Here is a 17569-nt window from a genome sequence, read left to right as displayed (position 1 = left end):
GCCACGTCCACCGGGAGACGAGTGCCACTCGTCTTTTCTTGGAGGAACGAATTTGCGGTGCCGAGCCGTCGCGATCCGTCTCGTCACCCGGAATTTTGGGGGCACCAGACCACCGATTGCACCCGTTCGGAAGGCATTGACCCAACCCGGGCCCAGCCGGCGAGCACCGTGCCCGGGGAGCTCACGACGATCGATCCGTCGCCTCGATCCGCCGTGCTCGCGTCCCTTGCCGGCACGTTGAGCCGAGCCGTCGCCCTCGGGGACGTGGATGCAGCCTGGGTCGTGCACGAGGCGATCGGTCAGCTGCTCGGGCTGGCGGCGGTACCGGAGGAGCGAGCGCGCTCACGCCCGTAAGGCGAGGCCTACCCCGCCGCCGGCAGTGTAGGCACTCGCGGATCCGCACCGCGTCGCCGAGGAGCAGGCACCGTCCCCCGACGGGCCCGTCAAGGCGCGCGCCTCATCGTTGGACAGCCAATATGCCGTGCCGAATCGTCGCGCTCCGTCGCTTTTGCCGCAATTTTGGGGGCCGCAGACTACCGACTGCACCCCCTCGGAACGCATGGGCCCAACCCGAACAAAAGCGGCGAGCCCTGGGCCCGGAGCGTTCGCCGTGACCGGGCCCGTCGCCTCGGGCCGTCGTCGTCTCGCTCCCGACGCGCTCACCCGCGCCGTCGCGCCAGGGGACGGTACCCGGCGGCCCCCGCGTGACGAAACCAAAAGGGGAGGGACGCTGCTCGACGACGTGGCCGGGGGGAAGTCTGCCCTGAGGTGCGTGCGCCGGCCATCACGACGCGCCGCGAACCGCGAAGGCTGCCGTTTGGACGAGCTCAGTAGGGTACAGCTATACGGTAGGATGCCTTCCGCTTGGTGCTACGTCGCGGTAATTCCAGGCGTTTCAGGCGTGGAAGGCCTGCCTGATCGCCTAAGGCCCGTTCTGTCAATGAGCTCGTACAGTCGGACGGCACGAGTCAGGAACGGCTCCGAGAATCGTGACTTTGCGGAACGCGTTTGCTTGTCCTATCCGCTCGCTGAAAGCGAAGCGAGCGACGCGGCCGTTCGGGGTGGCGCGCGGATCGAAGAGACCCTCGAAGGCGCCCGGCGGCGCGCGCGGTGCTCCTGTTCGCCAGGCTTACGAGCGCTCTCACCGAACGGCGCGCGCCTCCGCTTGGGCACAGGCCGCGCGCCTTGCACGCGCTGGTCTATTTTGTCGTCACACAGGACACGTCCTCCGTCGGAGAAGTCAAGTCCTCCACCTTTGACTCTAGCTCTTGAGACGGATAGTACATCACGAAATTATAACACATCTCATCCTGCGTGCGCTCCCCGAATTCCACGGCACGGTTGCCCGGGTTGTCCCACGCGCAACGCGTCCTCACGGTATCGCCGCCACGAAGGATGGTATCGTTGTCGTACCAGATCTGGTTGTCGAAGTTCCACGGATCGGCGAGCCCCAGGTTGCTCGGCTCGCTGCCGTCCGTGGGCACCGTGTTGCTCGACAGGTGCTTGCCGAGGGTGTGCATGTGCGGCATAACACCGATCACCGAAATCGCCCCCATATCCCGCGGGAACTGGTAATCGCAGCTCACGTCGAGCGAGCCGTGAGGCGGGATGTTGATGTCTTCTGTGCCGAACGCGAAGATGCCGGCGTCGTTGGGGCGGAGCTCCGTCGTCGTGCAGACGTCGAAGCCGGTGCTGTCTTGCTGCCCGTCGAGGCCCTTGATGTTGCTGTAGTGCACCTGGATTGTGAAGTGTGCCGTGCCTTCCAGCGGGAAGCCCGCCTCCAGCGGCAGCTCCGTGGCCTTGCCGCCGGGCGCCCAGACGGCCAAAAGAGGCCCCATGATGTCGCCCCCATCGCACGGCGTGGGCGTCGAGGGAGACGCCTCATCCGCCTTGAAGAGCAGGATATGGTGTACAATGGTGCTGTTGTCGATGCGGGGCGCGACCCCGACGAGGTGTCGTTTCTGGCCGATCTCTACATCGACCCCATAACACATATACTGGTCCTGGACGTCCTTCGGCATGACGTAAGGCGCGGACGGCGCTAGCAGGACATCCGGTGTGCAGCTCAGGGTCGGAGGGTCGATGGTTCCGCCGCCGCCCGGGTCGACGCACGTGTCTTTACCGGCCGGCATGCCGGCGGCGATCCATTGATCGAAGATCGCGAGCTCCGCGTCGGTCAGGCGCTCGGTTGGGGGCGGAGGCATGGGGCGCGCGGTGTCGCGGGCGCGTGCGGCGACGAGCTCGTAGACCTTCTTGTTGGGATCGCTCACCGCGGGCGCGACCAGATCGCTCCGGTCGACCAGCGGGAACGGCGCGCCGAACTTCGGGGACGCCCCGTGACAGGTCTGGCACTTCGTGGAGAGGATCTTGTCGACGTCGCACGGCAGCGCTTCCGCGTTGCCGTTCTCCGGACCGGAGCCGGATGAGCCGCTGCTGCCCTTCTCGGCGTCGCTGCACGCGACGACCACGAGAGCGGATAGGAAGGACAGCGCCGAGAACAAATAACGACTACGATTCATGCGAGCTCCTCGGGGAAAAGTGCGACCTGAATCGGCGTTCGAGGGTATCGAGCGCTGAGCTGCAGCTTTTCGGAAGGGCGGTCGAAGACCGAGATTCCGAAGAACGCCGTCGAATTGGGTGGAAGAAGAACGCGCGCCGCGAGCTCCCGAGAACAGCGGGAGACTTGGCGCGTGAGAGCACCGGCGACCCAGGTCTACGGACGGGCCGGCGGCCTGGCGTCGGTGCTACTTCGGTGAGTGCCCGCCCGCTCTGAGAACGTTCAACGGTGCGCTCACGCGGAAGGTATCGAGGCGCTCGCGCGCCAGGAGGCGCGGTGCCGTCCGGTCAAAGCTCGGCTGCGGGCGAGCGTCGCGCGCGGGGATCCATCTACGGGGCGCGCCCGAGCCAGTAGGGTACAGCTATACGGTAGGATGCCTTCCGCTTGGTGCTACCTCGCGGTAATCCCAGGCGTTTCAGGCGTGGAAGGGCTGCCCCATCGCATAAGGCCCGTTCTGTCAATGAGCTCAACCAGTCGGACTGAGCGCAGAAGAATTCAGCGCCGCAGTTCATCGAGGAAACGGGCGGCCACCGCGGCCGGCGAGCCCTTCTTCTCGTCCACCGCCGCGTTCATCTGGCGCATCTCCTGCGCGTCGATCGTCCCCGACAGCCCGCGCAGCGCCTCCAGCACCTCCGGGCGGGTGCGCGCGAGCCGATCGCTCACCAGCACGAGCGCGTCGTACGGCGGGATGGCCCGGCGATCGTCCTCCAGCAGCACCAGATCGTCGACGATGATCCGCCCGTCGGTCGAGAAGGCGGTGATCACGTCCACCTGCTCCGCCCGCAGCGCCTCGTAGAGCAGCGACGGATCCATGCTCCGCGCCTCGCGGAACGCGAGGCCGTACACGCGCTCGATGGCGCGCCACTCCGGCCGCTGGAAGATCTCGTAGTCGCCCCCCACCCGCAGCGATCGCGCGCGCGCCCCGAGATCGCTGATGCGCCGGATCCCCAGCCGCTCGGCCTCGGCCCGCCGCATGGCGAGCGCGTAGGTGTTCTCGAACCCGAGCGCGGCGGCCACGTGGACGTTGTACCGATCGAGCAGCTCCCTCTCCACCGTGGCCAGCACCGACGCGCGGTCCGCGCTCTCCGTGCTCCGTCTCAGGACGTTCGCCCAGAGGGTGCCCGAGTAGTCGACGTAGACGTCGATCTCGCCGTTCTTCAGCGCGTCGAACACCACCGTCGATCCGAGCGATCCCAGCGTCCGCGCCGGCACGCCGGCGACGCGCTCGATCCTCCCGGCGACGATGCCGGCGAGGATGTACTGCTCGGTGAAGGTCTTGGCGCCGACGGTGATGGACACCTGATCATCGCGCGCGAGGAGGGCGCGCACGACCGGGGTGGCCGCGAAGACCGCGAGCCCGGCGAAGCCGCCGAGACACAGCAGCACGAGGCGCCGGCTGCGGCGCGTGACGCCGGCGAGCAGGCCACGCACCAGGCCGTCCAGCACCAGCGCGAGCCCGGCCGAGGCCACACAGCCGATCAGCACGGCCGTGGTGTTGCGCGTCTGCAGCCCGCTGAAGATGTAGTCACCAAGGCTCGGCGCCCCGACCGGCGTGGAGAGCGTGGCGGTGCCCACCGTCAGCACCGCCGCCGTGCGCACGCCGGCCACGATCACCGGGAGCGCCAGCGGCAGCTCGACGCGGCGGAGCTGCTCGCGGGGCGTCATCCCCACGCCGCGCGCGGCCTCGATCACCGCCGGATCGAGGCCCGAGAGGCCGGCCGCCGTGTTCCTGAGGACCGGCAAGAGGCTGTAGAGGAAGAGGCCGATCAGCGCCGGCAGGTAACCGATGCTGCGCGCGCCCAGGGCCGCGAGCACGGGCACCATGAAGGCGAGGAGCGCCAGGCTCGGGATGGTCTGGACGACGCTCGCCACGCCCAGCACCGGCCCCTCCAGGCGGCGCGATCGCGTGACCAGCACGCCCAGCGGGACGCTCACGGCCACGCCCAGCGCCAGGGCGACCAGCGTGAGCCCAAGGTGGGCGGCGAGGTAGCGCGGGAGGAGGGCGAGCTGCTCCTTCACGAAGCGTCGCCTCCAGCGATCGTTCGCGCGGGCGCGCCCGCGATCAGCGACTCGACGGCGCGCGCCTGCTCGAGCGGGCCGCGCACCAGATCGGCCACGTAGTCGTCGGCCGGCGCGCGCACCAGCTCGCGGCCGGGCGCGAGCTGCAGGAGGCGCCCGCCGCGCATGACGCCCACGCGATCGCCGAGGAGCAGCGCCTCGACGACGTCGTGCGTGACGAAGATCGCCGAGAACCCCAGGCTCCGGCGCACCCGCGCGAACGATCGCTGGAGGCGCTCGCGCGTGATCGGATCGAGCGCGCCGAACGGCTCGTCGAGCAGCAGCACGCCCGGCTCGGCCGCCAGCGCCCGCGCCACGGCCACGCGCTGCGCCTGGCCGCCGGAGAGCGCGTCGGGCCGCCGATCGCGGACCTCGGCTGGATCCAGCTCGACCAGCTCCAGCAGCGTGTCCACCCGACCACGGATGCGCCTCGCGTCCCAGCCGAGGAGCGCCGGCGTGATGCCCACGTTCTCGGCGACCGTCAGGTGCGGGAAGAGCCCGAGCCGCTGGAACACGTAGCCGACGCGGCGCCGGAGCGCGTGCGGCGGCACGGTGGTCACGTCCTCGCCCTCGACGCGGATGCGACCCGAGCTCGGCTCGATGAGCCGGTTCGTCATCTTCAGCGTCGTGGTCTTCCCCGATCCCGACCCGCCCAGCAGGACCACCAGCTCGCCCGGCTCGACGCGCAGGGAGACGCTGTCGACAGCGGCGATTCCATCGTAGCGCTTGGTCACCTGCTCGAGCTCGATCATCGCCGCCGAGAGCGTGGCGCCTCGCGGACGACCCGGAAGCTCGAAAAGACATAGGGATAGTCCCGGCGATACCAGTTGCGGAAGCTCGGCCGGAGGAACCCCTCGTCGGTCGCCCACGAGGCGCCGAAGACGACGTCGTGCTCCCCGTCGAAGAAATCGGCCGAGTACCCGGGGTACGTGCGGGCGTACGCGACGAAGCCGGGCAAGGGCGCGAAGGGCGTGGACGTCCACTCCCAGCCATTGCCCACCAGCTCCTCGACGCCGAACGCGCTGGCGCCGTCCGGGTGGCTGCCCGTCGGCACCGGCGACCATCCGCGAAAGCCGAACTGGCCATGACGCGGCTCGCCCGGCGCGTGCCCCCACGGACGCGCGCGCACACCGCCGCTCGGCTCGCCGAACGCGGCGCGGCGCAGCTCGGCCTCGGTCGCCAGGCGCCCGCCGCGCCAGACGGCATAGGCGCGCGCCTGCTCGCCCGAGACCTGCGCCGGCCAGCCGGACGCGACCTCGAAGGAGACCGGCCCGAAGATCGTCTTCACCGCCAGCCCGCCTCCGCGGCGCACGAACGTACGGGGCGTGAGCGCGGCCCGCGCGCCGTCTTCCATCGCCTCGAGGAAGGCCAGGTAATCGCCGTTCCGCACCGGCAACGAGTCGATGGTGAAGCCCGGGACATCGATCTCCGCGCGCCCGAACTCGTTGTCCCAGCCGAACGGGATCGCCTCGAAGTCCGCGCCGATCACCACGCGGCCCGCCGGGACGTGCCGGGGCTCGGCCGCGCGCCCCCCGCCGCCCACGAACGCGGGCGCGCCGTCGGGGCGCCGCGCGGCGCCGTGCTCCTGGAGCATGTACATCAGGGTCTCGTGGTGCATCCGCTCGTGCTCGAGCACGAGCTGGAGGATCCGCCCCCGCGCGCCGAGCACGTCCTCGGCGCGCGCCAGCACGTCGGGGATGCGCGCCCGCACGGCGCGGCGGACCTCGTCGCGGTACGCGATCACCTCGGCGATCGCCGGCCACGCGCCCCTCGACGCGGCCCGGGCGCCGTCCTCGTCGGCCGGATCGATCCCGCGCTCGAACAGCACGTCGAAATCGCTCCGCATGGGCCCGAGCCCGAGGACGCCTCGGCCGATCTGGTTCCACGCGAAGGCCGGGAGGTGCCCCAGGTAGAACGAGAAGGGGTGTCGCAGCGCGATGGGCCGACGCCCCATCGACGCCTCCGGGACGAGCGCGAACAGATCGTCGCTGCGGCGCCACGCGGCGGCGAGGAGCGCCTCGAACGAGGCCTCCGTCACGCGTCGCTCCGCCGGAGCAGGGCCAGCGCGAAGAGCTGGTCGGGATCGGTGTGCCACGAAGACACCACGAGCCCTCCGGCCCGGGCCGAGGCCTGGAGCGAGTCGCGCGTGAACTTGCAGCTCACCTCGGTGCGGATCTCGGCGCCGCGCTCGAGATCGAGCCGCAGATCGAGCGCCGGGATCTGCACGCGCATCCGCCGCGAGGCCACGAGGCGCATCTCGATCCACGCCCGCGCCGCGTCGTAGAAGGCGCGGTGCGCGAACGCGTCGGGCGCGAAATTCGCCCCGAAGCGCCGGTTGATCACGCGGAGCGCGTTGCGGTTGAAGGCCGCCGTCACGCCCTCCGGATCGTCGTACGCGGCCTCCAGCCGGGCCGTGTCCTTGACCAGATCGGCGCCGACGAGCAGCGCGTCCGACGGCTCCATGACGCGCGCGACCTCGCGAAAGAAGGCGCGCCGCTCGTCGGGGTAGAGGTTGCCGATGGTGCCCGCGAGGAAGAGCACGAGGCGCCCCCCGCCCCGGCCGAGCCGCGGCAGGTCGGTGGTGAAGTCACCGATCACGCCGCGGAACGTGTACTCCGGGTAGTCGGTGCGGAGGCGGCTGATCGACGTCTCCAGGAAGAGCCCGTTCACGTCCAGCATCGTGCACGTCTCGCCGCCGCCCACCCACCGCCAGGCGTCGAGCAGGATGCGGATCTTGCGGCCCGCGCCGCTGCCCAGCTCGACGAGGCGCCGCGGCCGGACGGCGCGCAGGAGGTCTCCGGCGCGCTGCTCGAGGATGCCGATCTCCGTGCGCGTCGGGTAGTAGACCTCGAGATGGGTGATCTGCTCGAACAGCTCGCTCCCGAGATCGTCGTAGAAGTAGACGGGCGGGATCTCGGGCAGCGATCGTGTGAGGCTCTCGCGCAACCGAGCGCACTCATCGGGTGAAGGGTACGCGTCCTCCGCGAATGTGGAGCTCAACAGGACCTCCTTGAGGGAGCGCTGGGCAGGGCGTCCATTGGGAGGAGAGCGGCGGACGTCAAGCATGGATCCCCGGCGTGCCGCCGTGGACGATGCTCGGTGAAACCCGGGCAGCGCGGGCGTACTCAAGGGGTGTGCAGAAAACGGGGGCCGGGCAGGTAGAGCCAGTAGGGTACAGCGATACGGTAGGATGCCTTCCGCTTGGTGCTACGTCGCGGTAATCCGAGGCGTTTCAGGCGTGGAAAACCTGCCTGAACGCGTAAGGCCCGAGCCTCCCTAACTGCTCCATCGCCGCGCGCAGGGTCGCCCCCTCCTGCTCGATCCGTGCGGCCACCTCGGGCTTGTTCACCTTCCGCGCGATCGCCGCGACCAGCATCCCTGGCGAGAAGCCGACGCCCGGATCGATCCAGGCCACCGGCCGGCCCGCGGGCACATGCCGCTCCGCCCAGCGCAAGAGCGACGACTTCCCCACCTTCGCCCCCCAGGATCTGCGCCGGCAGGTTCTTGGCGATCGCGTCGAGGATCTCCCCCCTGCTCCGCCGTGCGGCCAAAGGCGTCCTGCGCGAGGCGCTCGATCGGGTCGTCACCGGGGGAGAGCGGGCCATGCGCGTTATCCATCCGCGGGGGTGAGCCCGTCCGTGCGTCCTCGCGGCGTCGCGCTACTTCCTCTTCGCGTCGTCGACGTAGGGGGCGGGCACCCAGCGGTAGGACTCTCCGTCTCTCCGGACGTGGCCCAGCCCGGGAAACGGGGCGTGGGTGTGCGCGACGAGGTAGCCCTTGTCGGCCGCGTCGGCGAGCGCCTTCTTGCGCGTCTCCACGGCCATCGGCGCGTTCACGTCGAAGGCCACCGCCACCGAGGGCTCGTCGAACTGAACGGCCATGAGGTGAACGAGGTCGCCCCACAGGAGGAGCCTCTGGCCGCCGCTCTCGAGAGCGTACAGCGTGTGGCCGGGCGTGTGGCCGTACGCCGGCTCCGCGCGGAACCCCGGAAAGAACTCGGCCGCTCCGGTGAACGGCTTCACTTGCCCGGCGTCGAGGTAGGGCTGCAACGTGGCTTGCGCCGCGGCGAAGAACTGGGCTTGCATACCCGAGGACTTCGCGGCGTTCGCCTTGTCCATCCAGTAGTCGAGATCCTTCTGGTTCAGGTGGACGGTGGCGTTCGGGAAGGCTTTCTTCCCGCCGATCACGAGCCCGCCGGCGTGATCCGGGTGAACATGCGTGAGGAAGACGTCGGTGACGCTCTCGGCGCTCACGCCCACCGCGGAGAGCGACGCGGGGAGCTTCCCTGTCGTGGGGCCCATGAGCTCTGCGCACCCGGTGTCGACGAGGATCGTCCTGCCGTTCCTGTGGATCAGGAAGGTGTTGAAGGACACGTCGATCGGCGACCTCTGGAACGATCGCGCGAGGAGCTTGTCGACCTCGCCCGGCTTGGCGTTGAGGACGAGGCCATTCGAGATATCCAGGCCGAACGTGCCGTCGGAAAGCACGGTCACGTCGACGTCGCCCACGCGCGTGTGGTAGAAGCCCGCCTGACGCCTCTCGCCGCCGTGCGGAACCAGCGCGCTCGCCGCCGGAGACGGCCCCGGTGCCGCCGGCGTCGCGGCGGGCTGCTCCGGAGCCGCCGGGCTCTTCGGAGCGCTGCTGCTCGGCGGGGCCGGGGCGGCGCACGCGGCGGGGAGGGTGAGAGCGCCTCCGAGCAGCAGGAGTGAGGCCGCGATGGACGCGATTCGCCGCGTGGAAATCATCCGCATGATCGTTCTTCTCTCCGGGCTCTCTTCGGTCGTCGGCGGCGCGCGAGCGCTGCTCGCCGCCCGTCGGCGGGACGGCGGCCCGTGTTCGCCGCCCGTTCGCCGTTGCACCGTACGTCCCGGAATGTAGACTTTCTGTGCCTGAAACATCAGAAAAATGAACTGATCGTCCAGACGGGGCGCCGGATGGGCGCCGGAGGAGCGGGGCGATGTCGGACCAGCGCGGGGCCTGGCCGCGCCGGTGTCTACTCCGCCAGCACCGGCGCCATCCACGGCACATCGGCCGGCGGATCCTGAACCAGCTTCCGAGCCCATTCCTGGTCGGTGAGTCGGGTGAAGCCCTCCGCCAGGTGCTCGTGGTAGGCGAACACTGCGCCCGCGTACGCGCGCGGCCCCTGACAGGTATCGACCGTCATGACCATCATGCGTGGATTGCCGGTGCCCACGTGCAACACCGACGGAGATCGCGGGACCGGCAGGTCGCCTCCGATGTCCGTGTGCACATCGGCGATGGTCGGGTCGCTCTTCAGGCCGTCGACGGGATCGAAGAACAGATCTTTGTACCAGCCCGTTTGCCAGGGGTCGCCGCTGCCACCGCCCTCGATGTGAATTGCCTGCTTGATGAAGGTCAGATGCTCTTCCGAGTGCGGCATGCCCGTCCGCTGCGCTTCCGCCATTTCACTCAAGGTGGTCGCGATGCGCGACAGGGTGCCGAAGTAGGCGCTCACCTGCTCCGCCAGCGTGTCGTTCCCGTTCAAGCTGAAGTCGAGGGTATCGACCAAGGCCTGGCCCTGGCCGGCGAATCTGGCGATCCTTTGAAACAGCTCGGGGTAGGGCTCGACGTACGCATCCGGAAAGTCGCAGCCATTGCTGCCGGTATACGACTGCTTGGCATACAAGATCGTGTCATGCCTGAGCTGCGCCCACGATCCGAGCTGGGTGTTCAGCAAACGGCGCCCCCACGCCTCGCTGCGCGCCACGCTGGGTAGACCTTCCGCGGCTGGCCCCAGGGTCGTGGCGTTCGCCGAGAGCGTCTGGAGCGCCCCGAGCCAGGACGTGTACAGGCTGCCTTCCCAGTACGATGGCGGGTGGGCGTCGGCGATGACGCGGACGGCCGCCAGATCGCCGGCGTAGCTCCATTCTTCGAGCTCACCCGCGAGCAGGCTCACCGCGTGATCGTTCTTCAGGGCGGCGAACGCGGCGTCGAGCGGGTTCGGGACCACGCGCGTCGCGGTGCGGTCGTACACCACGTTGGAGAACACGTGACTGTCGATCACGTAGCGCTGCCCGAAGAACGCAAAGCTCGCGTTGAGCGGGAACGTGGAATCGCCGCCGTCCTTTCGCATGATGTGACTCGCGATGCGCTGCTCGCCGTAGCGCCCGTCGATGATCGCCTGAGCGATCGTCGTGTCATCGATGGCGGCAAGCCCGCTCGCATCGGACACCCCCAGGCCTCTCAACAGCTCGTCCAGCTCGGGCACGATCATGTAGTCGTGCTCGCCCACGAACGCGGTGACGGTTCGATCGATGCCCGACCAGTCTTCCAGCGCCGCGGCATCCATCAAGCCACGCAACGCCAGCGCCGCCTCGAGCTGGCGGCGCCAGAAGACGCGCGAGCCATCGGGCATGGTCTCGATGAGCCGAAAATCGATGCGTCCCATCCACATCATGGCGCGGAAATAGCGCTCGAGCGCCACCGTGTCCGTGTAGTGGCCCCGGGGCTTGAACTGCGAGAAGTCGAAGCGGCGCGGAACGCCGAACATGGACTTTTTCTGTTCTCCGTCGGCCGCTTCGGCGTGAGTCAGGAAGGACGCGACGTCGGCTTTGCTTGCCCCCGCCACGGGTTCGCTCGGCGCTCCCATCAGCAGGCTGCGCGCGACGGTCAGGTAGAAGTCCGCGTCGGCTGCCGCCTGCTGCGAGAGCCCGGAATTTCCGGACGCCAGGCGAGCACGCATCGTGTCGAGCAAGCGGGTGACACGCGGGATCAAGACGGCTCGTTCCAGGGCCTGCAAGATGTCGTCGTACGAACGGTGCATGGCTTCGAGCACCATGTCGCCGCTCACGAAGACCGGCAGATCGTGCACGTAGATGGCAGCGTAGGCGTAGGGAAAGCTGGGATAGGCAAGTCGGCTGGAGACGACGAAGCCGTTGGCGGCCAGGACCTCGAGCTCCGCGTCATTCAGGCCCAGCTCTGATCGCTGGATCAGATCGAGGTTCTGAACGTCCGTGAGACCGTAGCCCAGATCGTTCGAGAACGAGACCGCGTAGGCCTCCTGGAGGGACGCCGCGTCGTGTTGTCTGGCGGCGGCCACCTGGGCTTCGACTTCGGTCGCTGCGACCGAGCTGAGCTCGAGCTGCACCTGGGTTCCGACGTCATCGGGACGCTCGTCGCCGGGACCGGCGGGGCCCGGCCCGCCCGGTTCGGTGGAACCAGAACACGCCGCGAGCAAGCCAACGCTGACCAGGGCGGAGAGAATTCGTTGGGTGTGCACGGATTTTCCTGCTCCTTTGGCGGCACGGGGGCCGGTGTGCCGGTGTGCCAAACCCGGATCGTTGTGCCGCGGCACCAGGCCGAAGGACGCTCGAATCGCGGGTTTCATCCACGCCATGTGTGCCAACGCCACAGACAAGCAACCGGCGTACCAGCCATCCCAGTCGACAAGCGGCTTCCTGGCTTCCTGCTGGCCGCTCCAGTGCCGCGGGTGTGGGTGTCGTACGGCGCCGGCGGTTCTAAATGGGGCTCCTGGACGCCGAGCTCATGCCGCGCCTGCTCGGCGACGGTCGCCGGCACCGGGCGCGAGACGAGCAAGCCTGTCCTCATCGGCTGACTTCGATCCCTTTTTCTCTCAGGCGCCGGAGGATGTCCTGACCGTTCATCTCCCAGAGGTCGCCCGGGTCGATCTCTCGCGTCTGGCCGTCCCTCATCTTCACAATCCACACCTCGATCTTGCGATTCTTTCTATCCCTGGCGGTGCCAATCGCGACGGATGCGACATCAGCGTGACGAAATCCCTTCACGGTCGGCGCGAACCAGAAGCCTGTCGTCTGCTCCAGCTTCTCGTCGTCGAGGACGACCCGATCCATCGCCAGCATCGGCGCGAAGAGGCCACCCGCTACCGCGGAAACCCCGAATGCGATCAAGGCGACCACCAGCGGCTGACGCCTCCACAGCAGGAGCACGCCGATCGACGCGGCAAGCACCGCGACGGCGATCGCAATGCCGGGCACATAGCTTGGGAAGCTGTAGATCATGCTGTCTTACCTGACGGATCTCGCGTTCTACCGCGAAACCCGAGCGAATGTAAGAACGCCAAGCGTGCCATCCCACGGAAGCCACCGTGCAGGCTATGTCGGAGCGCGCAAGAGCACTTTCGCGGACGCAGCGCCGAGGACCAAGCCAGCGCCTGCGCCGAGGAGACCCGAGATGCCGAGGCCCGCGCAGCCCAGGCTCGCGGCCAGGACCGCGATGCCGCTCGCCCCGAGCCAGGTCGATGCGGGCGCCGAGCCCCGGACGAGGCGGGCGCCGAGCCACACGCCCGATGGAACACCGACGCCCAGGCACACGGCAGTGCACACGGAGAGGAGCGGCGCGTCCGCGCAGGCCGGAGCCACCCGGCCGGCGGCGAGCCCCGCCAGGAGCGGCAGCGCGCCGGCGAGGAGCCCGTAGCGCACCGAGTCCGCCCCCTGCCGGTCGCGCCAGCGCAGGAAGAAGCTCGCGCCGAGCAGGAGCACCCCGAGGCACGCGCAGGTCTCGCGCTCGCCCGTCTCGAGCATGCAGACGAGCACGACGGGCACCAGTATCCACGCCGCGCGCGCGGCGACGCGCAGCCGGCCGACCTCGTATGCGCGGAGGCCAACGCGCTTCAGCTGCTCACCGCCCGCGCTCGTGACCGTGGAGGATCGCTCCACCGCACGGGTCGTGATAGATCCGAGGGGCAACGGGAACTCCAGGGGGGCCGGTCTGTCGGGCGTGCGTGGCGCCAGGCGCATGCTCTCTACCTCGCGCTGCTCCCCTCGGCTTTCCCTCTCCGGGAGTCACCGGTCACGATCCTTCAGCTTGCGGGTGGTTGGCATGAACAAGAACCGTTCTTCTCGATGGCTGTGCGGCACGACCTCGATCGCGCTCGGGATCGCGGCCCTCTCCGGCTGCTCTGGCAAGGTGGACAAGGCTGACGATGGCCCGAGCGGCTCGTCGAGCGCGGGCGGCACGACGGGAGCGGGGGGCCATGGCGCCAGCGCCGGCGCAACGGGCGCCGGCGGAGCCGCCACGGGCAGCACGGGCGCTCTGGGATCTGGTACGGGCGGCTCCGGCGACGGCGGCAACGGAGGCGCCGGAGGCGCTGGACCGAGCAGCTCCGGGGCCGGCGGTTCCAGCGACGGGTCGGGTGGCTCGAGCGGCAGCACCGGCAAGTTCGTCGGCAACATCACGACGAACGGCCAGGTGCGCGACGGCTTCATCCAGCACTGGAACCAGATCGCGCCCGAGAACGAGGGCAAGTGGCCCTCTGTCGAGAGGACCCGCGGCGTTCGAGAGTGGAGCAGGCTCGACGCGATCTACGAGTACGCGCAGGACAACGACATCCCCTTCATGCAGCACAGCTTCGTGTGGGGTGCCACGCAGGCGGCCTGGCTCACGAGCCTCCCCGCGGAGGAGCAGCGGCAGGCCGTGAGGGACTGGATGCAGGCGTTCTGCGAGCGGTACCCCGACACGAAGTACATCGTCGTCGTGAACGAGCCGCCGCCCCACACCGTGCCTCCCTTCATGAACGCCATCGGAGGCGGCGGCGAGAGCGGCTATGACTGGATCGTCAACTCCTTCAAGTGGGCTCGCGAGTTCTGCCCGGACGCGACCTTGATCCTCAACGACTACAACAACATCGAGTACGAGAGCGATCACAACCACTTCGTCGAGATCGTGAAGGCGGCGCTGGAGGCGGGCGCCCCGATCGACGGCCTCGGCGCGGAGGCCCACGACGCGTACAAGATCGACACCAGCACCGTGAAGGGCTACATCGACAGGCTCGCCGCCACGGGCCTGCCCGTGTACATCACCGAGTACGACATCGACCTCGCGGACGACGACGAGCAACGCAGGGTGATGGAGGAGCAGTTCCCGATGTTCTACAACCACAGCGCCGTCAAGGGCATCACCCTCTGGGGCTACGTCGTCGGCTCCACCTGGAGGGACAGCACGGGCCTCCTGCACCCGGACGGCACGATGCGGCCGGCAATGACCTGGCTGATGGACTTCCTCGGTCGCGGCGAGTGATCTCCCTCGCACGACCGTGCCGCGGCGCTCCTTGGCGCGCACGACCGTGACCTACGTCTCGGGGTCAGAGACGGCATCGCCGGAGCACCTCGATGGCGGGCTGCCGTGGGGCGAGGACACGCTCGGGATCTACTTCTGACGCGCGGGGTCAGCGCGCCTCGTGCTCGCGCCAGAAGGCGAACGCCTCGTCCAGGTACACCTCCTTCGCGCCGTGGCCGAACGGGTGCTCGGCGACGCGCACGGGCCAGCCCGCGCCGCGCAGGACGCCCGCGAGGGCGCGGGCCGAGCCGCCCACCGTGTCGTGGGCGCCGAAGCCGATGTAGAACGGCCTCGGCGCGAGCGTCGCGAGCTCGGGCGTCGCGCGGCCTCCCCCGCCGGACATCGCGCCGAACCCGTCTGCGTCGATCCCGCCGCGCAGCGCGAGCGCCGCGGCGAAGTACGCGCCCGACGACGAGCCGGCGACATACACCCGCGAGAACGACGCGCCGGCGATCTCCTCGAGCCTCCTCCGCTTCTCCGCGAACGTCGCGACGAGCGGAGCAGCGTGCTCGTCGTACGCCCGCCCGCCCGTCGGCCAGCCCCACCAGCTCGCGTAGCCCTTCGGCGCGAGGCCGACCTTGCCGCGCGGCATCAGCGCGGCGACGCCCGCGCGCCGTGCGGCGCGGGACACGACCGTCTCGAAGTTGGTCTTCTGCTGGCTCTCCTTCCCAGGCGGGACGATGCCGTGGAGGTAGAGCAGCAGCGTCCGGGTCGGCGCGTCGGGCAGCACGTAGCAGGTCTCCTCGTCGAGCGCGTCGACGCCGTCGATGCACCAGTCCGTCTCGACGCGCGGCGGGCGCGCTCGGGGCCACGGCGCCGGCTCGGGCGATGCGGTCGGGGCGGCGGCGACGGTCGGGATCGGCGCTGCAGGCGCGAGGCCGGGCTGCGCCGGACCGAGCGCGGCCCCGTCGCCCACTGGCGCGTGCGCGCTCCTCGGAGCGTCTGCCGTGTTGGTGCACGCGCAGACCGCGACCGCGAGCGCGCCGAGCAACGCCGCGATCCACCGCGCCGCACCTCGCGACGACGGGCCGCTGGCGCTGCGACCAGCGCTGACCAGCGCGCCGCTCGCCGACCGCCGTCCCATCACCCCGCGCGCGCGTCGCTCACCGCGATCAGCGCTCCGAGCGCCGCCGCGCACACCGTCTCCGTGCGCAGCGTCAGCGCGCCGAGGCGCACCCGCTCGAACCCGAGCGCCGCGCACATGCCGAGCTCCTCCGGCGTGAACCCGCCCTCCGGGCCGACCGCGAACGCCGCCTCCATTCCCGGCGAGAGCGCGGCCAGCCGCGCGCCGAGCGGCGTCTCCGCGTAGGGATCCAGGCACATCCCCAGCGCGCCGCCCTCGGTCGACGGCGCCGCACCCGCCTCCGCGAGCGCCGCCGCGAGGCTCATCGGCGCCTCCACCCGGGGCGCGTCCCCGCGGCCGCACTGCCGCGCCGCCTCGATCGCGATCCGGCGCCAGCGCTGGCTCCTCTCCTCGGCGGGCCGCGCCACGCTCCGCGCCGAGATCGCCGGGATGATCCGCGTCGCCCCGAGCTCGGTCGCGTCGCGCACCACCGCGTCCATCTTGTCGCCCTTGCCCACCGCCTGGATCCACGTCACGCGCCGGCCTGGCCGCAGCGCGGCCGGGCGGGGCGCGTCGATGCGCGCCTCCGCCCCGCGGCGGCCGATCGACTCGAGCGTGGCCTCCGCCTCGACCCCGAGCTCCGGATCGAACACGACGAACCGATCCCCCTCGCGGAGGCGGTGCACCCGCACGACATAGCTCGCCGCCTCGGGCGGCAGCGCGACCACGCCGGCCGCGATCGCGCCGAGCGGCACCCGCAAGAGCCCCGGGCCGCTCATCCCGGCGAGGACGCCGCGCCGCCCGGCGCGCGGAACAGGAGCGCCACCCAGCCCTCGCCGCCCGCGTCGCCCCGCCCCGCCCTGCGCTCGCCGCCCGGCGACGCGGGATCCGGCCGGGTCGCGACGTGCTCGAGCGGGCCCGGCAGCGACGTGTACCGCGCGATCAGATCGTCGCGCTCGCTCTCGAGGATGCCCGACAGGATCAGCCAGCCGCCCGGCTCGAGCACGCGCGCGAGCTCCGGCGCCAAGGGCCGCAGCACCCGCGCCTCGATGTTCGCGACGACCCACGGGAACCGCCGCGTCACCGCCTCGACCACGCCGGCGCTCGCGTCGATGCGGCCCTCGAGGCCGTTGCGCGCCGCGTTCTCGAGCACCACCTCGATCACGTCGTCGTCGTTGTCGATCGCGATCGCCCGCTCCGCGCCGAGCAGCAGCGCGACGAGCGCGAGGATGCCGCTGCCCGTGCCCACGTCGAGGATCTCGCGGCCGCGGAGCTCCGCCGCGTGCTCGTCGAGCAGCTCCGCCACGAGCGCCGTCGTCGCGTGGAGCCCCGTGCCGAACGCCCTGCCCGGCTCGAGCAGGAGCACCCGCTCGCCCTCGCGCTCGGGCGCGCGCTCCGCCCACGGCGGCACGACCGTGATCGTGGGCGTCAGCGCGAACGGCGCGAAGTGCTCCTTCCACGCGTCGCGCCAGGCGTCGCCCACCACCTCCTCGAGCCGCGCGGCGAGCGGCGGCGACTGCTCCCCGAGCGCCGCGATGGCCTCCATCGCCTCGCCGTGATCCTCGAAGCTGGCGACGAGCGTCACCTGGCCCGAGCGCGCGCCGCGGACGAGGGTCTGCTCGTCGCGCTGCTCGACGCCGCTGGCGCCCAGCTCGAAGAGCAGGGCGCCGATCTCGTCGGCCTCCGGCTCCGGGACATCGACTGCAACGAACGGGTATCGAGGCTCCACCTGGCTTGCTCCGTGACGAGCCGCCGGCCTGGAGAGCGGCCGCGGCGCGGACGGGAGCCTAACGAAATTCCCGCAGAGAGGCGCGTCCGATCGCGCGGAACCGCTG

The 17569-nt window shown here is 70.3% G+C and carries 14 protein-coding genes; 1 reads left to right on the top strand and 13 read right to left on the bottom strand.

Annotated elements, in window-relative coordinates:
- Positions 1–1199: 1199 nt before the first annotated feature.
- The 10 genes from ACSRUE_RS13170 to ACSRUE_RS13125 all read right to left on the bottom strand — a co-directional run bounded on the left by ACSRUE_RS13170 (position 1200) and on the right by ACSRUE_RS13125 (position 13272).
- Positions 1200–2519, bottom strand: a complete 1320-nt coding sequence (locus ACSRUE_RS13170; protein WP_441291285.1) for a monooxygenase — start codon at positions 2517–2519, stop codon at positions 1200–1202.
- Positions 2520–3052: 533 nt separating this feature from the next.
- Positions 3053–4576: a glycine betaine ABC transporter substrate-binding protein gene (locus ACSRUE_RS13165; RefSeq protein WP_441291284.1), complete on the bottom strand. Its 1524-nt coding sequence runs from the start codon at positions 4574–4576 to the stop codon at positions 3053–3055.
- On the bottom strand, positions 4573–5367 hold the full coding sequence (locus ACSRUE_RS13160; RefSeq protein WP_441291283.1) for an ATP-binding cassette domain-containing protein: 795 nt from the start codon (positions 5365–5367) through the stop codon (positions 4573–4575). The genes ACSRUE_RS13165 and ACSRUE_RS13160 overlap by 4 nt, the downstream gene beginning before the upstream one ends.
- Positions 5364–6653: an SUMF1/EgtB/PvdO family nonheme iron enzyme gene (locus ACSRUE_RS13155; RefSeq protein WP_441291282.1), complete on the bottom strand. Its 1290-nt coding sequence runs from the start codon at positions 6651–6653 to the stop codon at positions 5364–5366. The genes ACSRUE_RS13160 and ACSRUE_RS13155 overlap by 4 nt, the downstream gene beginning before the upstream one ends.
- Entirely contained in the window at positions 6650–7615 is a 966-nt protein-coding gene (egtD, locus tag ACSRUE_RS13150) for an L-histidine N(alpha)-methyltransferase (RefSeq protein ID WP_441291281.1), read from the bottom strand. The genes ACSRUE_RS13155 and egtD overlap by 4 nt, the downstream gene beginning before the upstream one ends.
- A gap of 232 nt (positions 7616–7847) precedes the next feature.
- Positions 7848–8087: a hypothetical protein gene (locus ACSRUE_RS13145; protein ID WP_441291280.1), complete on the bottom strand. Its 240-nt coding sequence runs from the start codon at positions 8085–8087 to the stop codon at positions 7848–7850.
- Between the two features lie 187 nt (positions 8088–8274).
- Positions 8275–9366: an MBL fold metallo-hydrolase gene (locus tag ACSRUE_RS13140; RefSeq protein ID WP_441291279.1), complete on the bottom strand. Its 1092-nt coding sequence runs from the start codon at positions 9364–9366 to the stop codon at positions 8275–8277.
- A gap of 242 nt (positions 9367–9608) precedes the next feature.
- Positions 9609–11963 carry a DUF3160 domain-containing protein gene (locus ACSRUE_RS13135; protein ID WP_441291278.1) on the bottom strand — a complete coding sequence of 785 codons (2355 nt, stop codon included), beginning with the start codon at positions 11961–11963 and terminating at the stop codon, positions 9609–9611.
- 217 nt (positions 11964–12180) lie between these two features.
- Positions 12181–12615 carry a hypothetical protein gene (locus ACSRUE_RS13130; protein WP_441291277.1) on the bottom strand — a complete coding sequence of 145 codons (435 nt, stop codon included), beginning with the start codon at positions 12613–12615 and terminating at the stop codon, positions 12181–12183.
- Positions 12616–12708: 93 nt separating this feature from the next.
- The gene (locus ACSRUE_RS13125) at positions 12709–13272 is read right to left on the bottom strand and encodes a hypothetical protein (RefSeq protein WP_441291276.1); all 564 of its coding nucleotides are present in this window, start codon (positions 13270–13272) and stop codon (positions 12709–12711) included.
- A gap of 163 nt (positions 13273–13435) precedes the next feature.
- On the opposite strand from ACSRUE_RS13125, the gene ACSRUE_RS13120 reads away from it, so the two are divergent.
- Positions 13436–14632: an endo-1,4-beta-xylanase gene (locus ACSRUE_RS13120; protein ID WP_441291275.1), complete on the top strand. Its 1197-nt coding sequence runs from the start codon at positions 13436–13438 to the stop codon at positions 14630–14632.
- 148 nt (positions 14633–14780) lie between these two features.
- Here ACSRUE_RS13120 and ACSRUE_RS13115 read toward each other — a convergent pair whose 3' ends face one another.
- From ACSRUE_RS13115 to ACSRUE_RS13105, 3 genes are read right to left on the bottom strand one after another with little or no spacing between them, the layout of a single operon-like run.
- Positions 14781–15755 (bottom strand): alpha/beta hydrolase, encoded by a 975-nt coding sequence (locus ACSRUE_RS13115; protein ID WP_441291274.1) that lies wholly within the window; start codon positions 15753–15755, stop codon positions 14781–14783.
- Positions 15755–16513, bottom strand: coding sequence for an RsmE family RNA methyltransferase (locus ACSRUE_RS13110; protein ID WP_441291273.1), 759 nt, complete (start codon positions 16511–16513; stop codon positions 15755–15757). The genes ACSRUE_RS13115 and ACSRUE_RS13110 overlap by 1 nt, the downstream gene beginning before the upstream one ends.
- Entirely contained in the window at positions 16510–17463 is a 954-nt protein-coding gene (locus ACSRUE_RS13105) for a 50S ribosomal protein L11 methyltransferase (protein WP_441291272.1), read from the bottom strand. The genes ACSRUE_RS13110 and ACSRUE_RS13105 overlap by 4 nt, the downstream gene beginning before the upstream one ends.
- Between the last annotated feature and the right edge of the window lie 106 nt (positions 17464–17569).

The organism is Sorangium sp. KYC3313, from assembly GCF_052075895.1.
In the GTDB taxonomy this organism is placed as follows: Bacteria; Myxococcota_A; Polyangia; order Polyangiales; family Polyangiaceae; genus Sorangium; species Sorangium cellulosum_B.
Note: the sequence above shows the minus strand (reverse complement) of the source record. Positions and strands in the feature narration are given on the sequence as shown.